At 70.6% G+C, this 16705-nt stretch carries 13 protein-coding genes and 1 pseudogene; 3 read left to right on the top strand and 11 right to left on the bottom strand.

Features of this window, described 5'->3' with window-relative positions; translation table 11 throughout:
* Window positions 1–123 precede the first annotated feature (123 nt).
* From AB0H49_RS09460 to AB0H49_RS09410, 11 genes and pseudogenes are all read right to left on the bottom strand, one after another.
* Window positions 124–1320, bottom strand: coding sequence for a hypothetical protein (locus AB0H49_RS09460; protein WP_357249243.1), 1197 nt, complete (start codon window positions 1318–1320; stop codon window positions 124–126).
* 304 nt (window positions 1321–1624) lie between these two features.
* Window positions 1625–2689, bottom strand: a complete 1065-nt coding sequence (locus AB0H49_RS09455) for a hemolysin family protein (protein ID WP_355003677.1) — start codon at window positions 2687–2689, stop codon at window positions 1625–1627.
* Window positions 2682–4070: a hemolysin family protein gene (locus AB0H49_RS09450; protein WP_357249239.1), complete on the bottom strand. Its 1389-nt coding sequence runs from the start codon at window positions 4068–4070 to the stop codon at window positions 2682–2684. Before AB0H49_RS09450 ends, AB0H49_RS09455 begins: the two co-directional genes overlap by 8 nt.
* Window positions 4071–4334: 264 nt before the next feature.
* Window positions 4335–5771, bottom strand: a complete 1437-nt coding sequence (locus AB0H49_RS09445; protein WP_355003675.1) for a GuaB1 family IMP dehydrogenase-related protein — start codon at window positions 5769–5771, stop codon at window positions 4335–4337.
* 168 nt (window positions 5772–5939) lie between these two features.
* Window positions 5940–6785, bottom strand: coding sequence for a DMT family transporter (locus AB0H49_RS09440; protein ID WP_357249236.1), 846 nt, complete (start codon window positions 6783–6785; stop codon window positions 5940–5942).
* Between the two features lie 722 nt (window positions 6786–7507).
* Window positions 7508–8698, bottom strand: a pseudogene (locus tag AB0H49_RS09435) (DEAD/DEAH box helicase); the annotation flags it as partial.
* Window positions 8699–8823: 125 nt separating this feature from the next.
* Window positions 8824–9762: a M56 family metallopeptidase gene (locus AB0H49_RS09430; RefSeq protein ID WP_355003672.1), complete on the bottom strand. Its 939-nt coding sequence runs from the start codon at window positions 9760–9762 to the stop codon at window positions 8824–8826.
* A gap of 77 nt (window positions 9763–9839) precedes the next feature.
* Complete coding sequence (locus AB0H49_RS09425) at window positions 9840–10232, bottom strand: BlaI/MecI/CopY family transcriptional regulator (RefSeq protein ID WP_067778283.1); 393 nt, start codon at window positions 10230–10232, stop codon at window positions 9840–9842.
* Between the two features lie 100 nt (window positions 10233–10332).
* Complete coding sequence (locus tag AB0H49_RS09420) at window positions 10333–11166, bottom strand: ABC transporter ATP-binding protein (RefSeq protein ID WP_357249232.1); 834 nt, start codon at window positions 11164–11166, stop codon at window positions 10333–10335.
* Window positions 11163–12272: an iron chelate uptake ABC transporter family permease subunit gene (locus AB0H49_RS09415; RefSeq protein ID WP_355003669.1), complete on the bottom strand. Its 1110-nt coding sequence runs from the start codon at window positions 12270–12272 to the stop codon at window positions 11163–11165. Before AB0H49_RS09415 ends, AB0H49_RS09420 begins: the two co-directional genes overlap by 4 nt.
* A gap of 52 nt (window positions 12273–12324) precedes the next feature.
* Window positions 12325–13371 (bottom strand): iron ABC transporter permease, encoded by a 1047-nt coding sequence (locus AB0H49_RS09410; RefSeq protein WP_357249229.1) that lies wholly within the window; start codon window positions 13369–13371, stop codon window positions 12325–12327.
* 138 nt (window positions 13372–13509) lie between these two features.
* Here AB0H49_RS09410 and AB0H49_RS09405 point away from each other — a divergent pair, with 138 nt between their 5' ends.
* From AB0H49_RS09405 to AB0H49_RS09395, 3 genes are all read left to right on the top strand, one after another.
* Window positions 13510–14208 (top strand): hypothetical protein, encoded by a 699-nt coding sequence (locus AB0H49_RS09405; RefSeq protein WP_357249225.1) that lies wholly within the window; start codon window positions 13510–13512, stop codon window positions 14206–14208.
* Window positions 14209–14343: 135 nt separating this feature from the next.
* Window positions 14344–15048, top strand: coding sequence for a response regulator transcription factor (locus tag AB0H49_RS09400; RefSeq protein ID WP_355003666.1), 705 nt, complete (start codon window positions 14344–14346; stop codon window positions 15046–15048).
* Complete coding sequence (locus AB0H49_RS09395) at window positions 15035–16423, top strand: ATP-binding protein (RefSeq protein WP_357249222.1); 1389 nt, start codon at window positions 15035–15037, stop codon at window positions 16421–16423. The genes AB0H49_RS09400 and AB0H49_RS09395 overlap by 14 nt, the downstream gene beginning before the upstream one ends.
* Window positions 16424–16705: the final 282 nt, after the last annotated feature.

The following is a 16705-nucleotide window of genomic DNA, read 5'->3' as shown; positions in this document are numbered from 1 at the left end:
AGCCCACCTCTCAGCTCAGGCGGACTTGCCGGAATGTGAAGGCGAATGGGGACCGGTGAAATGACCTGGGTGCGGAGTCTGCGGCGCGCCGGTTGAGACTTCTCTATGCTTTCGGCAGCCTGATCACCTGGCGACGTGATCGGCACTCGCCGCGAGTAGGTGTTCGCAGGCGTCGAGCAAGGTAGTGCGCAAGGTCGCGGCTCGCTCGGCGATCTCGGCCTGGCGGCGGACGTACTCCGCACGCCCGGACGGGGTTTCGATGGGGATCGGGATGTAGCCGAAGTCGGTGAGGTCGTAGGGGCTGGCGCGCATATCGAGTTCGCGTGCGTCGCAGGCCAATTCGAAGCAGTCCAAGACCAGCCGGGAGGGGACCAGCGGAACGAGTTTGAAGCTCCACTTGTACAAATCCATGTTCGCGTGCAGGCAACCCGGTTGTTCCCTGGCGACCTGGTCGGCGCGGGTGAGCGGCTGGGCGTTGCGGCCGACGGCCTCCGGCGTGAAGAAGCGGAACGCGTCGAAGTGGGTGCAGCGCAACGACATCGCTTCGACCACCGCATCAGTGCCCGCGGATCCCAGCCGCAGTGGCACCTGCCGGTGGCGGACGTCGTCGGTGCGGTAGACCATCGCCCACTCGTGCAGTCCGAAACAAGACAGCTGCGCGGGCCGGGAGGCCGTGGCGCGCAACAGGTTCGCGACGAATTCAAGGGTGTCGCGGCGGCGCGCGAGGTACGCGGGATCCGCCGCGTACACGACCCACGGACCCCGCCCGGCCATGCGTTCGCCGGTCAGCTCGTCCGCTGCTACCCGGCCGGTTCCGTCGGGCAGCGCGGCCGGGCCGGTCTGCCCGCTCGCTGCGACCTGGTTGGAGAACTCGGGTGCCGCGGTAGGGCTTGATCGCTCGGGTGCCGCGGCCGGGCTGGACTGCTCCAGCGCCGCGGCGAGGTATGGCCGCTCGCGTATCGCGACTTGGTGGGGGCGCTCAGAAGCACCCGCCGGGCCGGACCGCTCGGCTGTGGCGACTTGCGGGGACAGCTCGTGCGCCCCGAGCTGGCCGGACCACTCGGCCTCCGAGACCCGGCGGTAGCCCCGGGCCCCGTCGTACTCGCGGGCCCCGGCCAACGCGACACCGAACCCGGGATGCCACCGGCGCAACTGGGCGGGCTTGTTGCCGTAATAGGTGAACAGGAAGTCGACCACCGGATGCGTGTTACCGGCGGCCCGTCGCTCCAGATACGGTCCGACGAGCTCGTCCAACCGCGCCCGATACGCGGCGGCGCGCTCGCGCCACTCCGATTCCGCCAGCACCCTGTCGACCGTCACGCCGACTCCTCGCGCGACTCGTGACGATCGGGCGAGATACGCAGGCCGTCCGCGAACCGCCGCCGTACCAACGACGCCGTCACCGAGCGTCGCGCGGGCTGGACGAGTGAAGGCGATCCGGGTGCGAAGTCCGCCGGGCGGAGTCCGGGTGAGCCACCTGGCGCGCATTCGCGGGCGATGACCAGCGGCAGTACCCCACCGTCGCCCATGACGACGGGCGCTGCCGAACCGTCGGTCGGGAACCCGCACGGCGCCACCGCGCGGCGCGGTTGGATACCGCGCCGGACCACGGTGACGCCCCACGTCATTCGGCGATCCGGTGGGTGGTGTCGCGAACCGTGCCGACGAACTCCTCGACCAGATCCTCCAGCGCCACGATGCCCACGGTATTGCCGCGGGTGTCGACGACGCGACCCAAGTGGCTGCTGGTGCGGCGCAGGCGGGCCAGTGCCTCGAAGAGCGTGGTGCCCGTGCCGACCGTCGGCAGCGGGCGGATGTCGGTGCGCGGGATCGGAGTGTTCGGGCCCGCCGACTCGTCGGCGACCTTGTCCAGCACGTCCTTCACGTGCAGGTAGCCGACCAGCGAACCGTCGCTCGCCCGCACCGGGTAGCGGGAGAAGCCGGTCTCCGTGACCGCGGTCTCGATGTCGCCGAGCGTGGTTCCGTTGCCGCGCAACGGCACCGAGCGGGTCGTGGCCAGCGGCACCATCACGTCGGCGACGATCCGATCGGACGTGCCGAGCGCCTGGGTCAGGCGGCGGTGCTCCTCCTCGTCGAGCAGACCCTCCGAACGGGACTCGCCGATCATCTCGGCGAGCTCCACGCTGGACACGGTGGCCTCGAGCTCGTCCTTGGGCTCGATGCGCAGCAGCCGCAGCGAGAGATTCGCCGCCAGGTTGTAGATCGCGATCAGCGGACGAGCGATCCGCAACCACACCAGGTGCATCGGAACGAGCAGCAGCGCACTGCGTTCCGGTCCGGCCAGCGCGATGTTCTTCGGGATCATCTCGCCGAAGAGGATGTGCAGGATCACCACGATGGTCAGCGCGATGGCGAAGGCCACCGGATGCAGCAGCTGGTCGGGCAGGCCGAGCAGCTCGAACGGCCCCTCCAGCAGGTGCGCGACGGCCGGTTCACCGACGCGGCCGAGCAGGATCGAACAGATCGTGATGCCGAGCTGCGCGGCGGCCAGCATCATCGACAGGTTCTCACCGGCCCGAATGACCGTGGTGGCGTTGCGCTTGCCCTGGGCGGCCAGCGCCTCGAGGCGGTCGCGCCGCGCGGAGATCAGCGCGAATTCGGCGGCGACGAAGAAGGCGTTGCCCGCGAGCAGCACCACCGTGAGCAGGACACCGAACAGATCACCCATGGCTGTGCTCCTGCGACGTGTGGGCGATCAGCGCCTCCGGGGTGACGGGAATCAGGCGGACGCGGTCGATGCGGCGGCCGTCCATGCGTTCGACCTTGGCGATCCAGCCGCCCTGGTCGGCTTCGTACGAGTGTCGGTGGTTGGCGTTCGAATTCGGCAGCACCACCTCGTCGCCGACCACCGGGATGCGGCCGAGACCCGTCAGCACCAGGCCGCCGAGCGTTTCGTATTCGCCCTCGGGCGCGTCGTAGCCGGTGGCGCGGGAGACTTCGTCGATGCGCAGCAGGCCCGAGCAGTCCCAGCCGTCGGAGACCCGCCGCACGTCGCGCTCCTCTTCGTCGTGCTCGTCGCGCACGTCGCCGAGGATCTCCTCGATCAGGTCTTCCATGGTGACCATGCCCGCGGTGCCGCCGTACTCGTCGACGACCAGCGCGACCTGCATGCCGTCGGCGCGGACGCGTTCGAGCACCTCGTCACCGTCGAGGCTGGCGGGCACCACCGGAACGGGACGCGCCAGCAGCTGCAGCGGGATGGTGCGCCGCGCGTTCGCGGGATGGGTGAACGCCTGCTTGACGTGTACCACGCCGAGGGTGTTGTCGAGATCGCCGTCGATCACCGGGAACCGCGAGTAGCCGGTGCGGCTGGCGGCGGCGATCAGGTCGGCGATGGTGTCGGACTTGTCCAGCGACTCCACCTTCACCCGCGGCGTCATCAGCTCCTCGGCGCTGCGCTCGCCGAACTGCAGCGAGCGGTCCATCACCAGCGCGGTGCGTTGATCGAGCGCGCCGCGCTGCGCCGAGGTGCGCACCAGCGAGCCGAGCTCCTGCGGCGAACGCGCCGAGCGCAACTCCTCCGCGGGCTCCACGCCGAGGCGGCGCACCACCCAGTTCGCGGTGCTGTTCAGGAAGTGGATCATCCACTTGAACACCACCGAGAAGCCGACCATCGGGCCCGCGGTCATCCGCGCGGTCGCCATCGGCTTGGCGATGGCGATGTTCTTGGGCACCAGCTCGCCGTAGATCATCGACAGCGAGGTGGCCAGCACCAGGGCGAGCGCTAGTGAGACGCCGTTGGCCGCACTCGAGTTCAAGCCGATCGTGGTGAACACCGGCGCGAGCAGTCGCGCGATCACCGGCTCGGCGATGTAACCCGTGATCAGCGTGGTGATGGTGATACCGAGCTGGGCGCCGGACAGCTGGAACGACAGCGTGCGGTGCGCCTGCCGGACCATCCGCGAGCGCACGTCACCGGTGCGGGCGTGCGCCTCGACGGTGCTGCGTTCCAGGGCGGTGAGAGAGAATTCGGCCGCGACGAACAGCGCGGTGCCTGCGGTGAGTGCGACGAACCCGACCAGGCTGAGAATCGTGAGGACGGTGGACACGATCAACACCGCCCGCGGAGCGCGGAATCACGGGACGCGCGGGGACGAGCTGGTTCGGGCTGGCTTGCTGCGAGAAGGAGAGCGCCGGGTTTGTCACCCGGCTCGGTAGAGGAGCCCTCCTGTGCGGCGCCCTCGGACGCGGGTGACAACTTGTTCCTTTCGGCATGCGGAATCGTGGCGCCGGGCGAACCCGGCAACCACCATGTTACCGGCCGACGCGGTGAAGCGCGTCGGCCGGTAACGGCGCTGTTCGCGTGTCGGTGCTCACCATCCGCTGGGCAGCGGACGTCCTTCCGCGAAACCCGCCGCGGACTGCACGCCGAGCACGGCCTTGTCGTGGAACTCGGTGAGGGTGCGGGCGCCCGCGTAGGTGCAGGCGCTGCGCACGCCGGAGCAGATGTGGTCGATCAGGTCCTCCACGCCGGGGCGCTCGGGGTCCAGTCGCATACGCGAGCTGGAGATGCCCTCCTCGAACAGTGCCTTGCGCGCCCGATCGAAGCCGCTGTCGGTCGCGGTGCGCGCGGCGACGGCGCGCTTGGAGGCCATGCCGAAGCTCTCCTTGTAGGCGTTGCCGTCGCGGTCCACCCGGAGATCGCCGGGGGACTCGTAGGTGCCCGCGAACCAGGAACCGATCATCACGTTGGACGCGCCCGCGGCCAGCGCCAGCGCCACGTCGCGCGGGTGCCGGACACCGCCGTCGGCCCAGATGTGCACGCCGAGTTCCTTTGCGGCGGTGGCGCATTCGGCCACGGCCGAGAACTGCGGGCGACCGACGCCGGTCATCATCCTCGTGGTGCACATGGCGCCGGGGCCGACACCGACCTTGACGATGTCCGCGCCCGCCGCGGCGAGATCGCGGGTGCCCTCCGCCGAGACCACATTGCCCGCGACCAGCGGCACGCCGAGGCCGAGATCGGCGACTGCGCGCAACGTTTCGAGCATCTTCGCCTGGTGGCCGTGCGCGGTGTCGATGACGAGCAGGTCGGCGCCCGAGTCGACCAGCGCCTTGGCCTTCGCGGCCACGTCGCCGTTGATGCCGACCGCGGCCGCGACGCGCAGCTGGTCGTTGCCGTCGACGTTGGGCTGGTAGATGCCCGCGCGGATGGCGCCGGTGCGGGTCATCACGCCGGTCAGCGAGCCGTCCTCGGCGGTGAGCACGGCAAGATGCGCGTGCTCGGACTCGAGCAGATCGAACAGTTCGCGGGGGGAGGTGCTGGCGGGTGCTTGCACGAAATCGGTGACAGCCACCTCGCGCAGCCGGGCGAAACGGTCCACATCGGTGCAGGAGCCCTCGGTGACCACGCCGACCGGCTTGCCGCCCTCGACCACGACCAAAGCTCCGTGCGCGCGCTTGTGCATCAGCGCCACGGCCTCGGAGACCGACCGATCCGGGTCCAGCGTGACCGGGGTGTCGGCGGTGAGCGAGCGGCTCTTGACGAACGCGATGGTGTCGGCGGCCGCGCTGATCGGCAGGTCCTGCGGTAGGACGACGATGCCGCCGCGCCGCGCGACCGTCTCGGCCATGCGGCGGCCCGCGACCGCGGTCATGTTCGCCACGACGATGGGGATGGTGGTGCCGGAACCGTCGACGGTCGACAGGTCCACGTCGAATCGGGACGCGACGTCGGTCCGGTTCGGGACGAGGAAGATGTCGTCGTAGGTGAGGTCGTACGGCGGCTGGTGTCCAGGGAGAAACTGCACTTGACCCATACTAACCGTGAGCTCGGGGCTGCGCGGCGATTCTCCGGCGCAGCGGGGCGCCGGTCCCAACTGGCGGGACTGGGCGTCCGTGTGTCGGACTCGTCGCCGGTGCCTCGAGCGGACAACGCCGACAGGGGATCGGCACCGTCCCGTGTGCGACTCGAGTGGTCAGGCGGCGGCTTGTGCGCGGGAGAGTTGGATTGTGGTGGCGCACATGACGACTACGGCGAGCGCGGTGATCAGCACTCCGAAATCGTTGGTGCGCAGGTTTTCGTCGAGCACGGTGAGGCCGAGGAAGGCGGCGGCCAGCGGTTCGGCGATGGTGACGGCGGGGAGGGACGCGGTGAGCGAACCGGCTTGGAACGCGCGCTGCTGGAAGTAGACGCCGACCAGGCCGGAGGCGACCAGCGCCCACGTCTGCCAGCTGCCGAGGACATGGCCGATGCCGTGCTCGAACAGATCGGTGACGTAGGAGGTCAGCGCGGCGGCCAGCCCGTACAGCGCGCCGCCCGCCGCGCCGAACAGCAACGCGCGGCGGCCGCGGTCGGCACTGCCGAGCGCGACGGCGACCGCGGCGGCGATCGCGCCGAGCAGGATCGCCAGCGGGACCACCCAATCCCGCAGTGGCGCAGTCGAATCGCCTTCGGAAGGATTGCCGACGAGGAGGAAGCAGGCCAGCGCCGCGACGAGCGCCGACGCGGCCGCCCAGTTGCGCGCCCCGACCCGCCGTCGATTGAGCCGCGCCGACAGCGGCAGCGCGAACACCAGCGAACTGACCAGAATCGGCTGCACCAGCAGCACCGGCCCCAGCGCGAGCGCCGCGACTTGCATCCCGTACCCGCCCACGTCCCCGCCGACACCGGCCCACCACCGCGGACTGCGCACGAGCGCCCCGACCAGCGACTGCTCCTCCGGCACCGCCGCCGCAGCCCGCTGCTGCGCCACCGCCGCCACCGCGAACAACAACGCGGCGACGAGCGCGCAAACCACGGCCCCCAACGGATGATGCGGCATCAATGCAGTTTGCCCCGAATTAGCGGACCTGCCGATACGCGGGCACCCATTCGGCGCGTCGCCCATGCATCCCGGGCGTGTCGCGCCTGCCATCCACCAGCTACCGGCCGTACAGCCGCGGTGCTCGCGCGAGGCGTGCGAGAGGTGTGCGGGACACGCCGAGCCGGGACCGTGTGTCGGTGAGCGAAACCCAGTGCGCGAGGTGGTCAGCTGCTGCGGCGGCGCTGGCCGCCGGTGCCGCGGCGACGGGGCTGGCCCGTGGTGTCGCGGGTCGGCGTGGGGTCGGCGGAGCGGCGGCCGGAGCGAGTGCGGGGGGCCGGAGCGGAGCCGTCGGAGCGGGGCGCGATGCGGTCGCGGGTGTCGGTGCGGCGGCGGTTCGGAGCCGACGTGCCGTCCGCGGTCGATCGGCGCGCGGGTTCGACTGCGTGGCCGCGGCTTTCGGTCGAACGAACACCGTCGGCACGTACAGCAGCGGTGCGTCCATCGGACTTCGTCGCCACGGCGGCTCGAGGTCCGCCGAGCTTCGCGCCTGCGGCAGCCCCACGTCGGCTGGACTTTCCGCCTGTGGCAGCCCGGTGCCCGGTGGTATCCGCACCCGCGGCAGTCCGGTTCCTGGTGGACTTCGCACTCGAGGACGCCCGGCGTCCGTTGGACTTCGCTGCCCCGCGTTCGCCTGCCCCTTCGGACTTCACCACTGCGGCGCCGGACAGGATGATCGGAACTCCCGACGGCCTCCGCGCACCCGTGATCGCGGCCAGCTGGCGATCCCCGGGTGCGACCTCGAGACCCTCGATATCCACCCCCGCCTTGCGGGTCATCTTCTCCACGTCGGTCCGCTCCACCTCGGTGACCAAGGTGACGACGACGCCGTCCTCGCCCGCGCGGGCGGTGCGGCCCGCCCGGTGCAGATAGGCCTTGGGCTCAGCGGGCGGGTCGACGTGCACGACGAGGGAGATGCCGTCGACGTGGATGCCGCGCGCGGCGACGTCGGTGGTGACGAGCACCGGGACGCTGCCGTCCGCGAAGGCCGCGAGCGTGCGCGTCCGGTTGTTCTGCGCCTTGCCGCCGTGCAACGCGCCCGCCGCCACACCGGCCGCGCGCAGCTGCTTGGCCAGCCGGTCCGCCCCGTGCTTGGTGCGCACGAACAGGATGGTGAGCCCGTCGCGGGACGCGATCTCGGCGACGACGTCGCGTTTGTCGTTCTTGCGCACGTACAGCAGGTGGTGCGACATGGTGGCGACAGCGGCCGACGGCGGCGCGGTGGAGTGCGTCACCGGCGAGCGCAGGTATCGCTTGACCAGCTTGTCGACCTCGCCGTCCAGGGTCGCGGAGAACAGCAGGCGCTGACCGTCCTTCGGCGTCCGGTCGAGCAACTTGGTGACCTGCGGAAGGAAGCCCATGTCGGCCATGTGGTCGGCCTCGTCCAGCGCGGTGATCAGCACGTCGGATAGGTCGGCCGAGCCTTGCAGGATCAGGTCCTGCAACCGGCCGGGGGTGGCGATGAGCAGGTCGACGCCGCGCGCCAACCGATCGGCCTGGCGCTTGATCGGCGAGCCGCCCACCACCGAGGCGATGCGCAGGCCGAGCGCGAGCGCGGGCTCGTCGAGCGCGCGCTCGATCTGCGCGGCCAGCTCCCTGGTCGGCACCAGCACCAGTCCGCGCGGCCGTCCCGGTTTGGCGGCGCCGCCCGCGAGCCGCGCCAGCATGGGTAGCCCGAAGGCGAGGGTCTTGCCGGATCCGGTCGGGCCGCGGCCGAGGACGTCCTTGCCCGCCAGCGTGTCCGGGACCGTCGCGGCCTGGATGGGGAAGGGCGCCTCGATGCCGTCGCGGCGTAGCGCCTGGACGAGCGGAACGGGCAGGCCCAGATCAGCGAAGGTGACGCTGGGCGCCGCGGCGGCGGGCGAGGGAGTCAAAGGGTGGGGGCCTTTCGTGTTTCGACGTGCGCGACGACTGCTCGGCACGCGAACGGGCGCGGCGGACCGCGACGTCCTGAACGGGGTGAAGCGAGGCGACCGGCGCGACCGCCGGATCGAGGAGGTCAGTGGCGGAACAACCGACTGAGTTCGACCAGCCAGGGTACCGCGACGGCCAACGTGGGAACGACGAGGATGGCGACCGAGCCGAGGTACGCGGCCGAGGCGATCCGGAAATCGCCGATCCGCCCGCTCAGCCGCTGGATGCGGATCAGCGTGGTCGGACCGCCCGCGGCGAGCGCGCCCTGCGGCGCGGTCGACTTCGCGCACGCCACCAGTGCCCGCGCGAGCGGTTTGGGACCGGTGACCTTGACGGCGGAGTCGTCGGCGAGCAACTCGATGAGCAGCTTGACCGAGCCGAGCGCGGCCTTGCTGCGCACCACCCGCGGAAACGCCTCGTGCACCGCGGTGAACGCCTCGAGCACCAGATCGTGCCTGGCCCGCAGGTGCGAGCGCTCGTGGCTGACGATCGCCTTGACCTCGGAGTGATCCAGGTTGGTCAGCGTGCCCGCGCTGAGCACGACCCGCTGGCGCAGACCGGGCAGGCAGTAGGCGATGGGTTCGGGCGCGGCGAGCACCCGGATGTCGTGCGCGGGCCGGTGTGGACCGCTCTGGTCGAGCAGGTCGACCAGCATCCGGTGCCGTGCCCGGCGCCTGCGGGTGTGCACCCCGACGCGGATCACCGAGAAGATCAGCCGCGCGCCGATCAACAGGGTCAGCGCGAAGACGGTGACGTAGGCCAGCCACAGTGGCAGGCCCAGCGCGTCGATCTCGCGGGTGGGGGAGGTGGTGGGACGTCCGTCGGGCCCGGGCACCAGCAGTTCGGCGGCGATGGCGAGACCGGAACCGAAGGCGCTGAGCACGGCGGCGAGCGCGATGGCCTGCCACAACACCAGTGCCGCGCGGGGTGTCCGATACGGCCAGGTCGCGCGGCTGAGCAGCGCAGGGGCGGGCCCCGCGAGAAGCAAGGCGAGACCGGCGAAGACCGGCGCGGTTGCGTTCATCGACTCAGCTCACTGCGTTGTGGGGCCTGGCGCTCACGGCTTTGTGAGGCCCGGGGGCCGTGCGGCCATCCCCGATACTACTTGGGCGGTGGTTGGTTGCCTTCGGATGCTTCGAGCTTAGCGAGTGCCTCGCGGAGCGCATCCGCTTCGTCACGTCCGACCTGCTCCACGAAATGCACCAGCGCGGCGGCGCGGCTGCCCGCGGCGTCGGCCTGTTGCAGCGCGTCCACCATGAGCGAGGCGACCAGTTCGTCGCGAGTGTGCACGGGCGCGTACCGATGCGCGCGGTCGTCACGCCGCTGGACCACCAAGTTCTTCTTGGCGAGTCGCTGCAACACGGTCATCACCGTGGTGTACGCGAGTTCGCGGCGCGCGGCCAGTGCCTCGTGCACCTGCCGGACGGTCTGCGGTTCGTCGCTCGACCACAACTGGTCCATGACCGCTTTCTCGAGTTCACCGAGTCCTGCCATTCCCCAAGTTTACGGACCCAACGACACGAATGCGTACTACACCCTGTCGTAACTGTCCGGTAGCTGTGTGGTATTGGTCATACCTCGCGAACCGGATGGATCAATCCGCGGTCGCGCTGGGCAGCACGTGCCGGGTGCCGATCGGCACGATCATCGGCCTGCCGGACACCGGGTCCTCGAGCACCGAGGCGTCCAACCCGAAGACCTCTTTCAGCAGTGCGGCGGTGACGATGTCGCCGGGGGCGCCCTGCGCGACGATCCGTCCGGCGTGCATGACGACGAGCTGATCGCTGTACCGGATGGCCAGGTTCAGGTCGTGCAGCACCATCACCACGGTGCGGCCGAGATCGTCGTGCAGCCGGTCGACCAGATCGAGGACCTCGAGCGAATGCGCGAGATCGAGGTAGGTCGTCGGCTCGTCGAGCAACAGGATGTCGGTGCCCTGCGTCAGCGCCATGGAGATCCAGGCGCGCTGGCGCTGGCCGCCGGAGAGCTCGTCGAGCGCGCGGTCGGCCAGGTCGGCGATGCCGGTCTGCTCGAGCGCGGTCATCACCTCCGTCTCGTCGGCCGCCGACCACTGCCGGATCCAGGACTGGTGCGGATGACGCCCGCGCGCGACCAGGTCGGCGACCGTCAATCCCTCCGGCGCGACCGGCGTCTGCGGCAGCATGCCGACCACCCGCGCGACGTCCTTGGTCTTCATCGAGGAAATGGCCTTGCCGTCCAACAGGATCCGGCCCTCGCGCGGCCGCAGCAACCGGCCGAGCGAGCGCAGCAGGGTGGACTTGCCGCAGCCGTTGGGGCCGATGACGGTGGTGATCACGCCGGGGGTGATGTCGAGGGTGAGTCCGTCGACGATGACGCGGTCGCCGTAGCCGAGGCTGATGTCCGCTGCGGCCAGCTGGTGCGCGGTGGCGGTGGTGGTGACGGTCATGACAGGGTCGCCTTCCGGTTCAGACGCACGAGCAGGTACAGCAGGAACGGTCCGCCGAACCCGGCGGTCACGATGCCGACGGGCAGGTCGATCGGGAACAGCGTGCGCGCGGCCGCGTCCGCTCCGACCACCAGGATCGCACCGATCAGCGCCGAACCGATCAACGGTTCGCCCGGCGTGCGCAGCAGCCGCCGCGCGATCTGCGGCCCGGCCAGCGCGACGAACGCGATCGGACCGGCGGCCGCGGTCGCGACCGAGGCGGCCACCACCGACGAGCCGATCAGGATGGCCTGCTGGGTCTGGATTCGCACGCCGAGCGCACGGGTGGTCTCGGTGCCGAGCCGCAGCGCCGCCAGTGTGCGCGCCGAACCCACGGCGACGAGCGCGACGAAAGCCAGCGCCAGTGTCGCGGGCACCAGCTGGTTCGTGGTGGAACCGTTGAGCGATCCGGTCAGCCACAGCTGTGCGCGGGAGGCGTCCTGCCAGGTCCCTAGGGTGAGCACCCAGCTGATGCCCGCCATGAGCAGCGCGTTGACGCCGATGCCGATGAGCACCAGCCGCAGACCGGTCGCGCCGAATTCGCCGGTGGCCGTGCGTCCGAGCGCGAGCGCGTAGATCACGGCGGCGGTGAGCAATCCGCCGAGCAGCGCGGCCAGCGGCGCGCCGAGGGTGGCCGCGAAACCTGTCGTGGCGCCGCCGGTGGCGACGAGCACCGACACCGCGCCGAGGCTGGCGCCGGTGGTGATGCCGAGCATGTCCGGGCTGGCCAGCGGGTTGTGCAGGATCGATTGCGTGATCGCGCCCGCCAGGCCGAGCGCCGCGCCCACGACCAGGGCGGTGAGTGCCCGCGGCAGCCGCGAGTCCAGCACGATGTAGCGCTGCGATCGGCTGCCGCCGCCGGAGAGCACGTCGAGCACCCGCCCGATCGGAATGTGCGTGTCGCCCACGGCGATGTCCACGCAGAACAGCGCGAAGGCGAGCGCGGCGAGCGCTAGCACGGTCGCGACCATCACCGGTCGCAGCACCAGCGAGACCGGACCGATCCGCAAGGCGGGCCGCACCTTCCGCAGGCCTGCCGAATCGGGCTGCGCGTCCGTGGTTCTCACGTCGACGTTCACCGTGTCCTCCCGGTGGTCGCGGTGCCGGAGCGTTCGAGTCTCACAGGTTCACCAGCTTTCGGCGGCGCACGAGCGCGATGAAGAACGGCGCGCCGACGAGGGCGAGCATCACACCGGCCTGGAGCTCGCCGGGCCGTGCGACGAGCCTGCCCGCGACGTCGGCGACCAGCAGTAGCAGTGCGCCGAGCAATCCCGAATAGGGGATGAGCCAGCGGAAGTCGGGTCCGGTGAACATCCGCGCGGCGTGCGGGACGATGAGTCCGAGAAAGGCGATCGGCCCGACGGCCGCGGTCGCGCCTCCGCACAGCAGCACCACCGCGGTGAGCCCGAGCGCGCGGCTGCGGCCGACGTGCACGCCGAGTCCGCGCGCGACCTCGTCGCCGAGGGTGAGCAGATTGAGACCGGGCGCGGCCACGACGGCGAGCACCAAACCTATTGCCAAGAACGGCAGCACCTGCCAGAACACGTGCGCGTCCCGCCCGGCGACCGCGCCGACCACCCAGAAGCGATAGGTGTCCAGCGCCGCGGGGTCCAGCAGCGCAATGGCGTTCGTCATGGCCTGTAGGAACGCGGTGAGCGCGGCGCCCGCGAGCACCAGGCTGAGCGGGCTGGCCTTGCCGCCGCCGATGGACGAGAAACCGAAGACGGCGAGTCCGGTCAGCAATGCTCCGGCGAACGCGAACCAGATGTACTGCTCCGGCATGGTGAAGCCGAATACGTACATGCTCAGCGCGGCGAGAAACGCGGCGCCGGAATTCAGTCCGAGCAGGCTCGCGTCCGCCAGCGGGTTTCGGGTGTAGCCCTGGACCAGCGCGCCGGTGACGCCGAGCGCGATGCCGGTGAGCACCGCGAGCGCCGTGCGCGGCAACCGCAGCGACCGCACGATCTGGTCCTCGGCGGTCTGCGCCGGACAGCTGAAAGGGCCGCCCGGGCAGGTCAACGCGTCGCGCACGGTGTCGAAGACGGTGCCGGGCGCGAGCGAGCGGGAACCGAGCGCGATGCTGGCCACCGCGGCCAGGAACAACAGCGCGAACAGGAGGACAAGGCCGGTCAGGCGACGCCGCCTCACGGTGCCAAGGGGTGTCACGGCGACGTACTGCTCCTGACTCGTTGTGGTGCTGAACCGATGTTGTGCCCCGGGGTTGCCAGGTTGGGTAAGCCTAACCTATCTTCCGAACTCGACTCTATGAGGAGCCGATCCCGAGGAGGTTCGATGCTCGAGCCAATGACAACCCGTCAGGTCCGCGACGCCGAGGTGGCGTTCGGTCGTGCCTGCACCCGGCTGCGGGCCTTGCAACCGGAGCATCCGCGAGTGTATGCCGTTGCCGCCATGGGTGATCAGGGCAAACGCCGGTGGTGGAAGCTTTCCGAAGGCCTGCGCGAAGGTCGCATCGAGCTGATGTACCGCCGCCACGTCGCCGAGATGATCAGCGCCGACACCGCCGCCGAAGTGGTCGCGACCGCGCTGATCCACGCGGTGATCGGGCGGGTTGCCGCGCTGCTCGTCGCCGAGGGCAAAGCATGGGATCCCGGCCTGGAGAACCTCTGGGTGCACCACGACAACGACGGCGGCATCGACTGGGCGGGTGTGGAGGACATCACCATTCGCGCGATCGACGGCGAACGATCCAGCGGGGAGCCCGGTGTGGTGACGCTGCCCTGCGAGCGCGCCATGTTCGTCTGGCTGGCGCATCGCTGCGAACCGTCGCTGACCCTGATCCAGCACGGCCTCGCCCGTTGTGCCGGTCTGAGCGCGCGGCGGTTCTGGTCGCTGGTCGGCGAATCCCTAGTCGGCGCCGCGACTTACGTGCCGGATCTGGCCCGCACGAACGCCGAGGACGGCGCCCGGCGCGGACAAGGACTGCTGCTCGCGCTGGAGGAGCGCGGACTGCCGGTCCGCCGCGCCGCCTGCCTGGTTCGCTGAGTTCACCCGCGTTCGCCGCGGAGGCGTTTCGCCGTCATCTGGGTTGGGTATTCTGCGCGCCGGTGAACCGCGGCCGATGCTGACGCGGCGCGTCGGTGTCTCGGGAGGCTCTGATTGTCAGCGCGAGGAGTGGCGATGAGTACGCAGCTGATGATCGTCGAGGACGACGACCGGGTACGGACCGCGTTGCGGCTGGCGATGGAGGACGAGGGCTACGACGTCGCCGAGGCCGAAGCGGCCGAGACAGCGCTGGATCATCTGCGCGACAACGGCGCACCGGACGTGATGATCATCGATCTGATGCTCGGCGGCATGGACGGGTTCACCTGCATCCGCGAGATCCGGCGCGAGCACCAGGTGCCGATCATCGTGGTCAGCGCCCGCGACGACACCCACGACGTCGTGGCCGCCCTGGAGGCCGGTGCGGACGATTTCGTCACCAAGCCGTTCGAGGTCAAGGAGATCACCGCCCGCATGCGTGCGCTGCGCAGGCGCGCGGGTCTGACCGCCGAACGCGACGCGCCCCAGGACATCGTGCTGGACGGCGCTCGCCGCCTTGTGCTTTCGCCGCAGCGCGGCACGGTTCGCTGCGGCGGGGACGACCTGCACCTCACGCTCACCGAATTCCGGCTGCTGTGTGAACTGGCCGAGAACCCCGGCTTCGTGTTGAGTCGTCCCGTGCTGCTGGACCGGGTCTGGGACCGCGGCTTCTTCGGTGACGAACGGATCGTCGACGTGCACCTGCGGCGGCTGCGCACCAAGATCGAGCGCGACCCGTCCGATCCTCGCCTCATCGTCACCGTGCGCGGCCTCGGCTATCGCCTCGATGTCCAGGACTGACCGGCGCTGCGCGCTGGTTCCGCTGCGGAGTCTGCGCGGGCGTGTGGTCTTCGCCTTCGCGTCCAGCGCGAGCCTGGTGGCGTTGGTTCTCGTCGCGTCCGTCTTCATGATCGGCCGCGATTACATGGAATCCCAGCGCGTCCGGGTGGTGGAGCGGGGTGCGGAGGCGCACGCCGAAATGCTGCGCGCCCTGCTCGACGACCCCGGCGCGAGCGGCGCCACCGCGCTGAGCGCGTTGAACCCGCCGCCCGACACCGTGCTGCTGCTGCGGTGGAACTCCGAATGGTTCAGCAGCGACCCGGATTTCGATTCCGATCCCGCGGTCGTGCTGCCGCAGGGGCACGGCCGGCGCGGGCCGGGACCTACCGAACGCGTCACTCTCGACGGGCAGTCATTCCTGCGGACCGGGGTCGTATTGGGCGAAAAGGGCGGTGTGCTCTACGAATTCGCGCCATTGACCGAACTGGAGGCCACCCTGCGCATGCTGCGCAACGTGCTGATCGTCTGCGGACTCGCCGCGGTCGCGATCGGCGCGGCGCTCGGCGTGTGGGCGAGCCACCACGCGCTGAAGCCGCTGCGCCAAGTCGCCAGGACCGCCGCCCGAATCGCCGCGGGGGAGCACGAGATCCGGCTGCCGATCTCCCGCGACCGGGACCTCTCGACCACGGTGGACGCGTTCAACGCGATGGTCGACGCGCTGCAGCGGCGCATCGAGCGCGAGCGCAGGCTGGTCTCCGACATCGGCCACGAGCTGCGCACCCCGCTGACCACGCTGACCACCGGCGTCGCCGTGATGAACAGGCACACCGAGGAACTGCCCGAGCGGCCGCGCCAGGCACTCGGCCTGGTGAACGCCGAACTCGACCACCTGCGCCGCCTGCTGGAGGATCTGCTCGCGCTGGCCAGGGCGGAGGCGGGCATCCACCGCTCGGATCTGGAGCCGCTCTCGCTCGGCGAGCTGCTGGCCAACACCCTCGCGGCGCGCAACTACGACACCGCGCTGCTGCACGTCGAGGCGGACGTCGTCGTCGAGGGCCGCAAGATCGAGCTGGAGCGCGCGGTGGCGAACCTGCTGGAGAACGCCGACCGGCACGGGGAAGGCGTCGTGGGGGTGCGGGTCGGCAGGGAAGGGCAGCGCGCCGTGCTGGCCGTCGACGACGCCGGTCCCGGCGTCCCGGAGCCCGACCGCGAGCGCATCTTCGAGCGTTTCGCGACGGTCCGCACGAGCAGGAGGTCCACGGCGGGCACCGGCATCGGACTCGCCCTCGTCGCGGAGACGGTGGCCGCGCACCGCGGCGCCATCGCATGCGTCGAACGGCCCGGGGGCGGTGCGCGTTTCGTGGTGGTCCTGCCCGCGGTCGCGGGTTCGTCATGAGATCGCAAACTGATCGATCGAATCGTCGCAATGAAGCTCGGTCACCATGATCACCGTGAGGCAGCCCCGGTCGTGGAGTCGTGCGCGGTTCCCGCGATCGCAGTGTTGCGCACCCAACCGGACACCGGAATCCCCGGCCGGACACCGTAGTTCGTCACGGAGGAGGACGCAGTGCCTCGGCGGATCGACCGCCCGATGAGCCGAGCGCGCGACCGACGAACCCAGCGGTGTGCCACCGGAGGTTCCGGTGCCCCAACGGGCGTGCGCGCCCGTCGAGCGGGG

The organism is Nocardia sp. NPDC050713, from assembly GCF_040654315.1.
Lineage (GTDB): Bacteria > Actinomycetota > Actinomycetes > Mycobacteriales > Mycobacteriaceae > Nocardia.
Note: the sequence above shows the minus strand (reverse complement) of the source record. Positions and strands in the feature narration are given on the sequence as shown.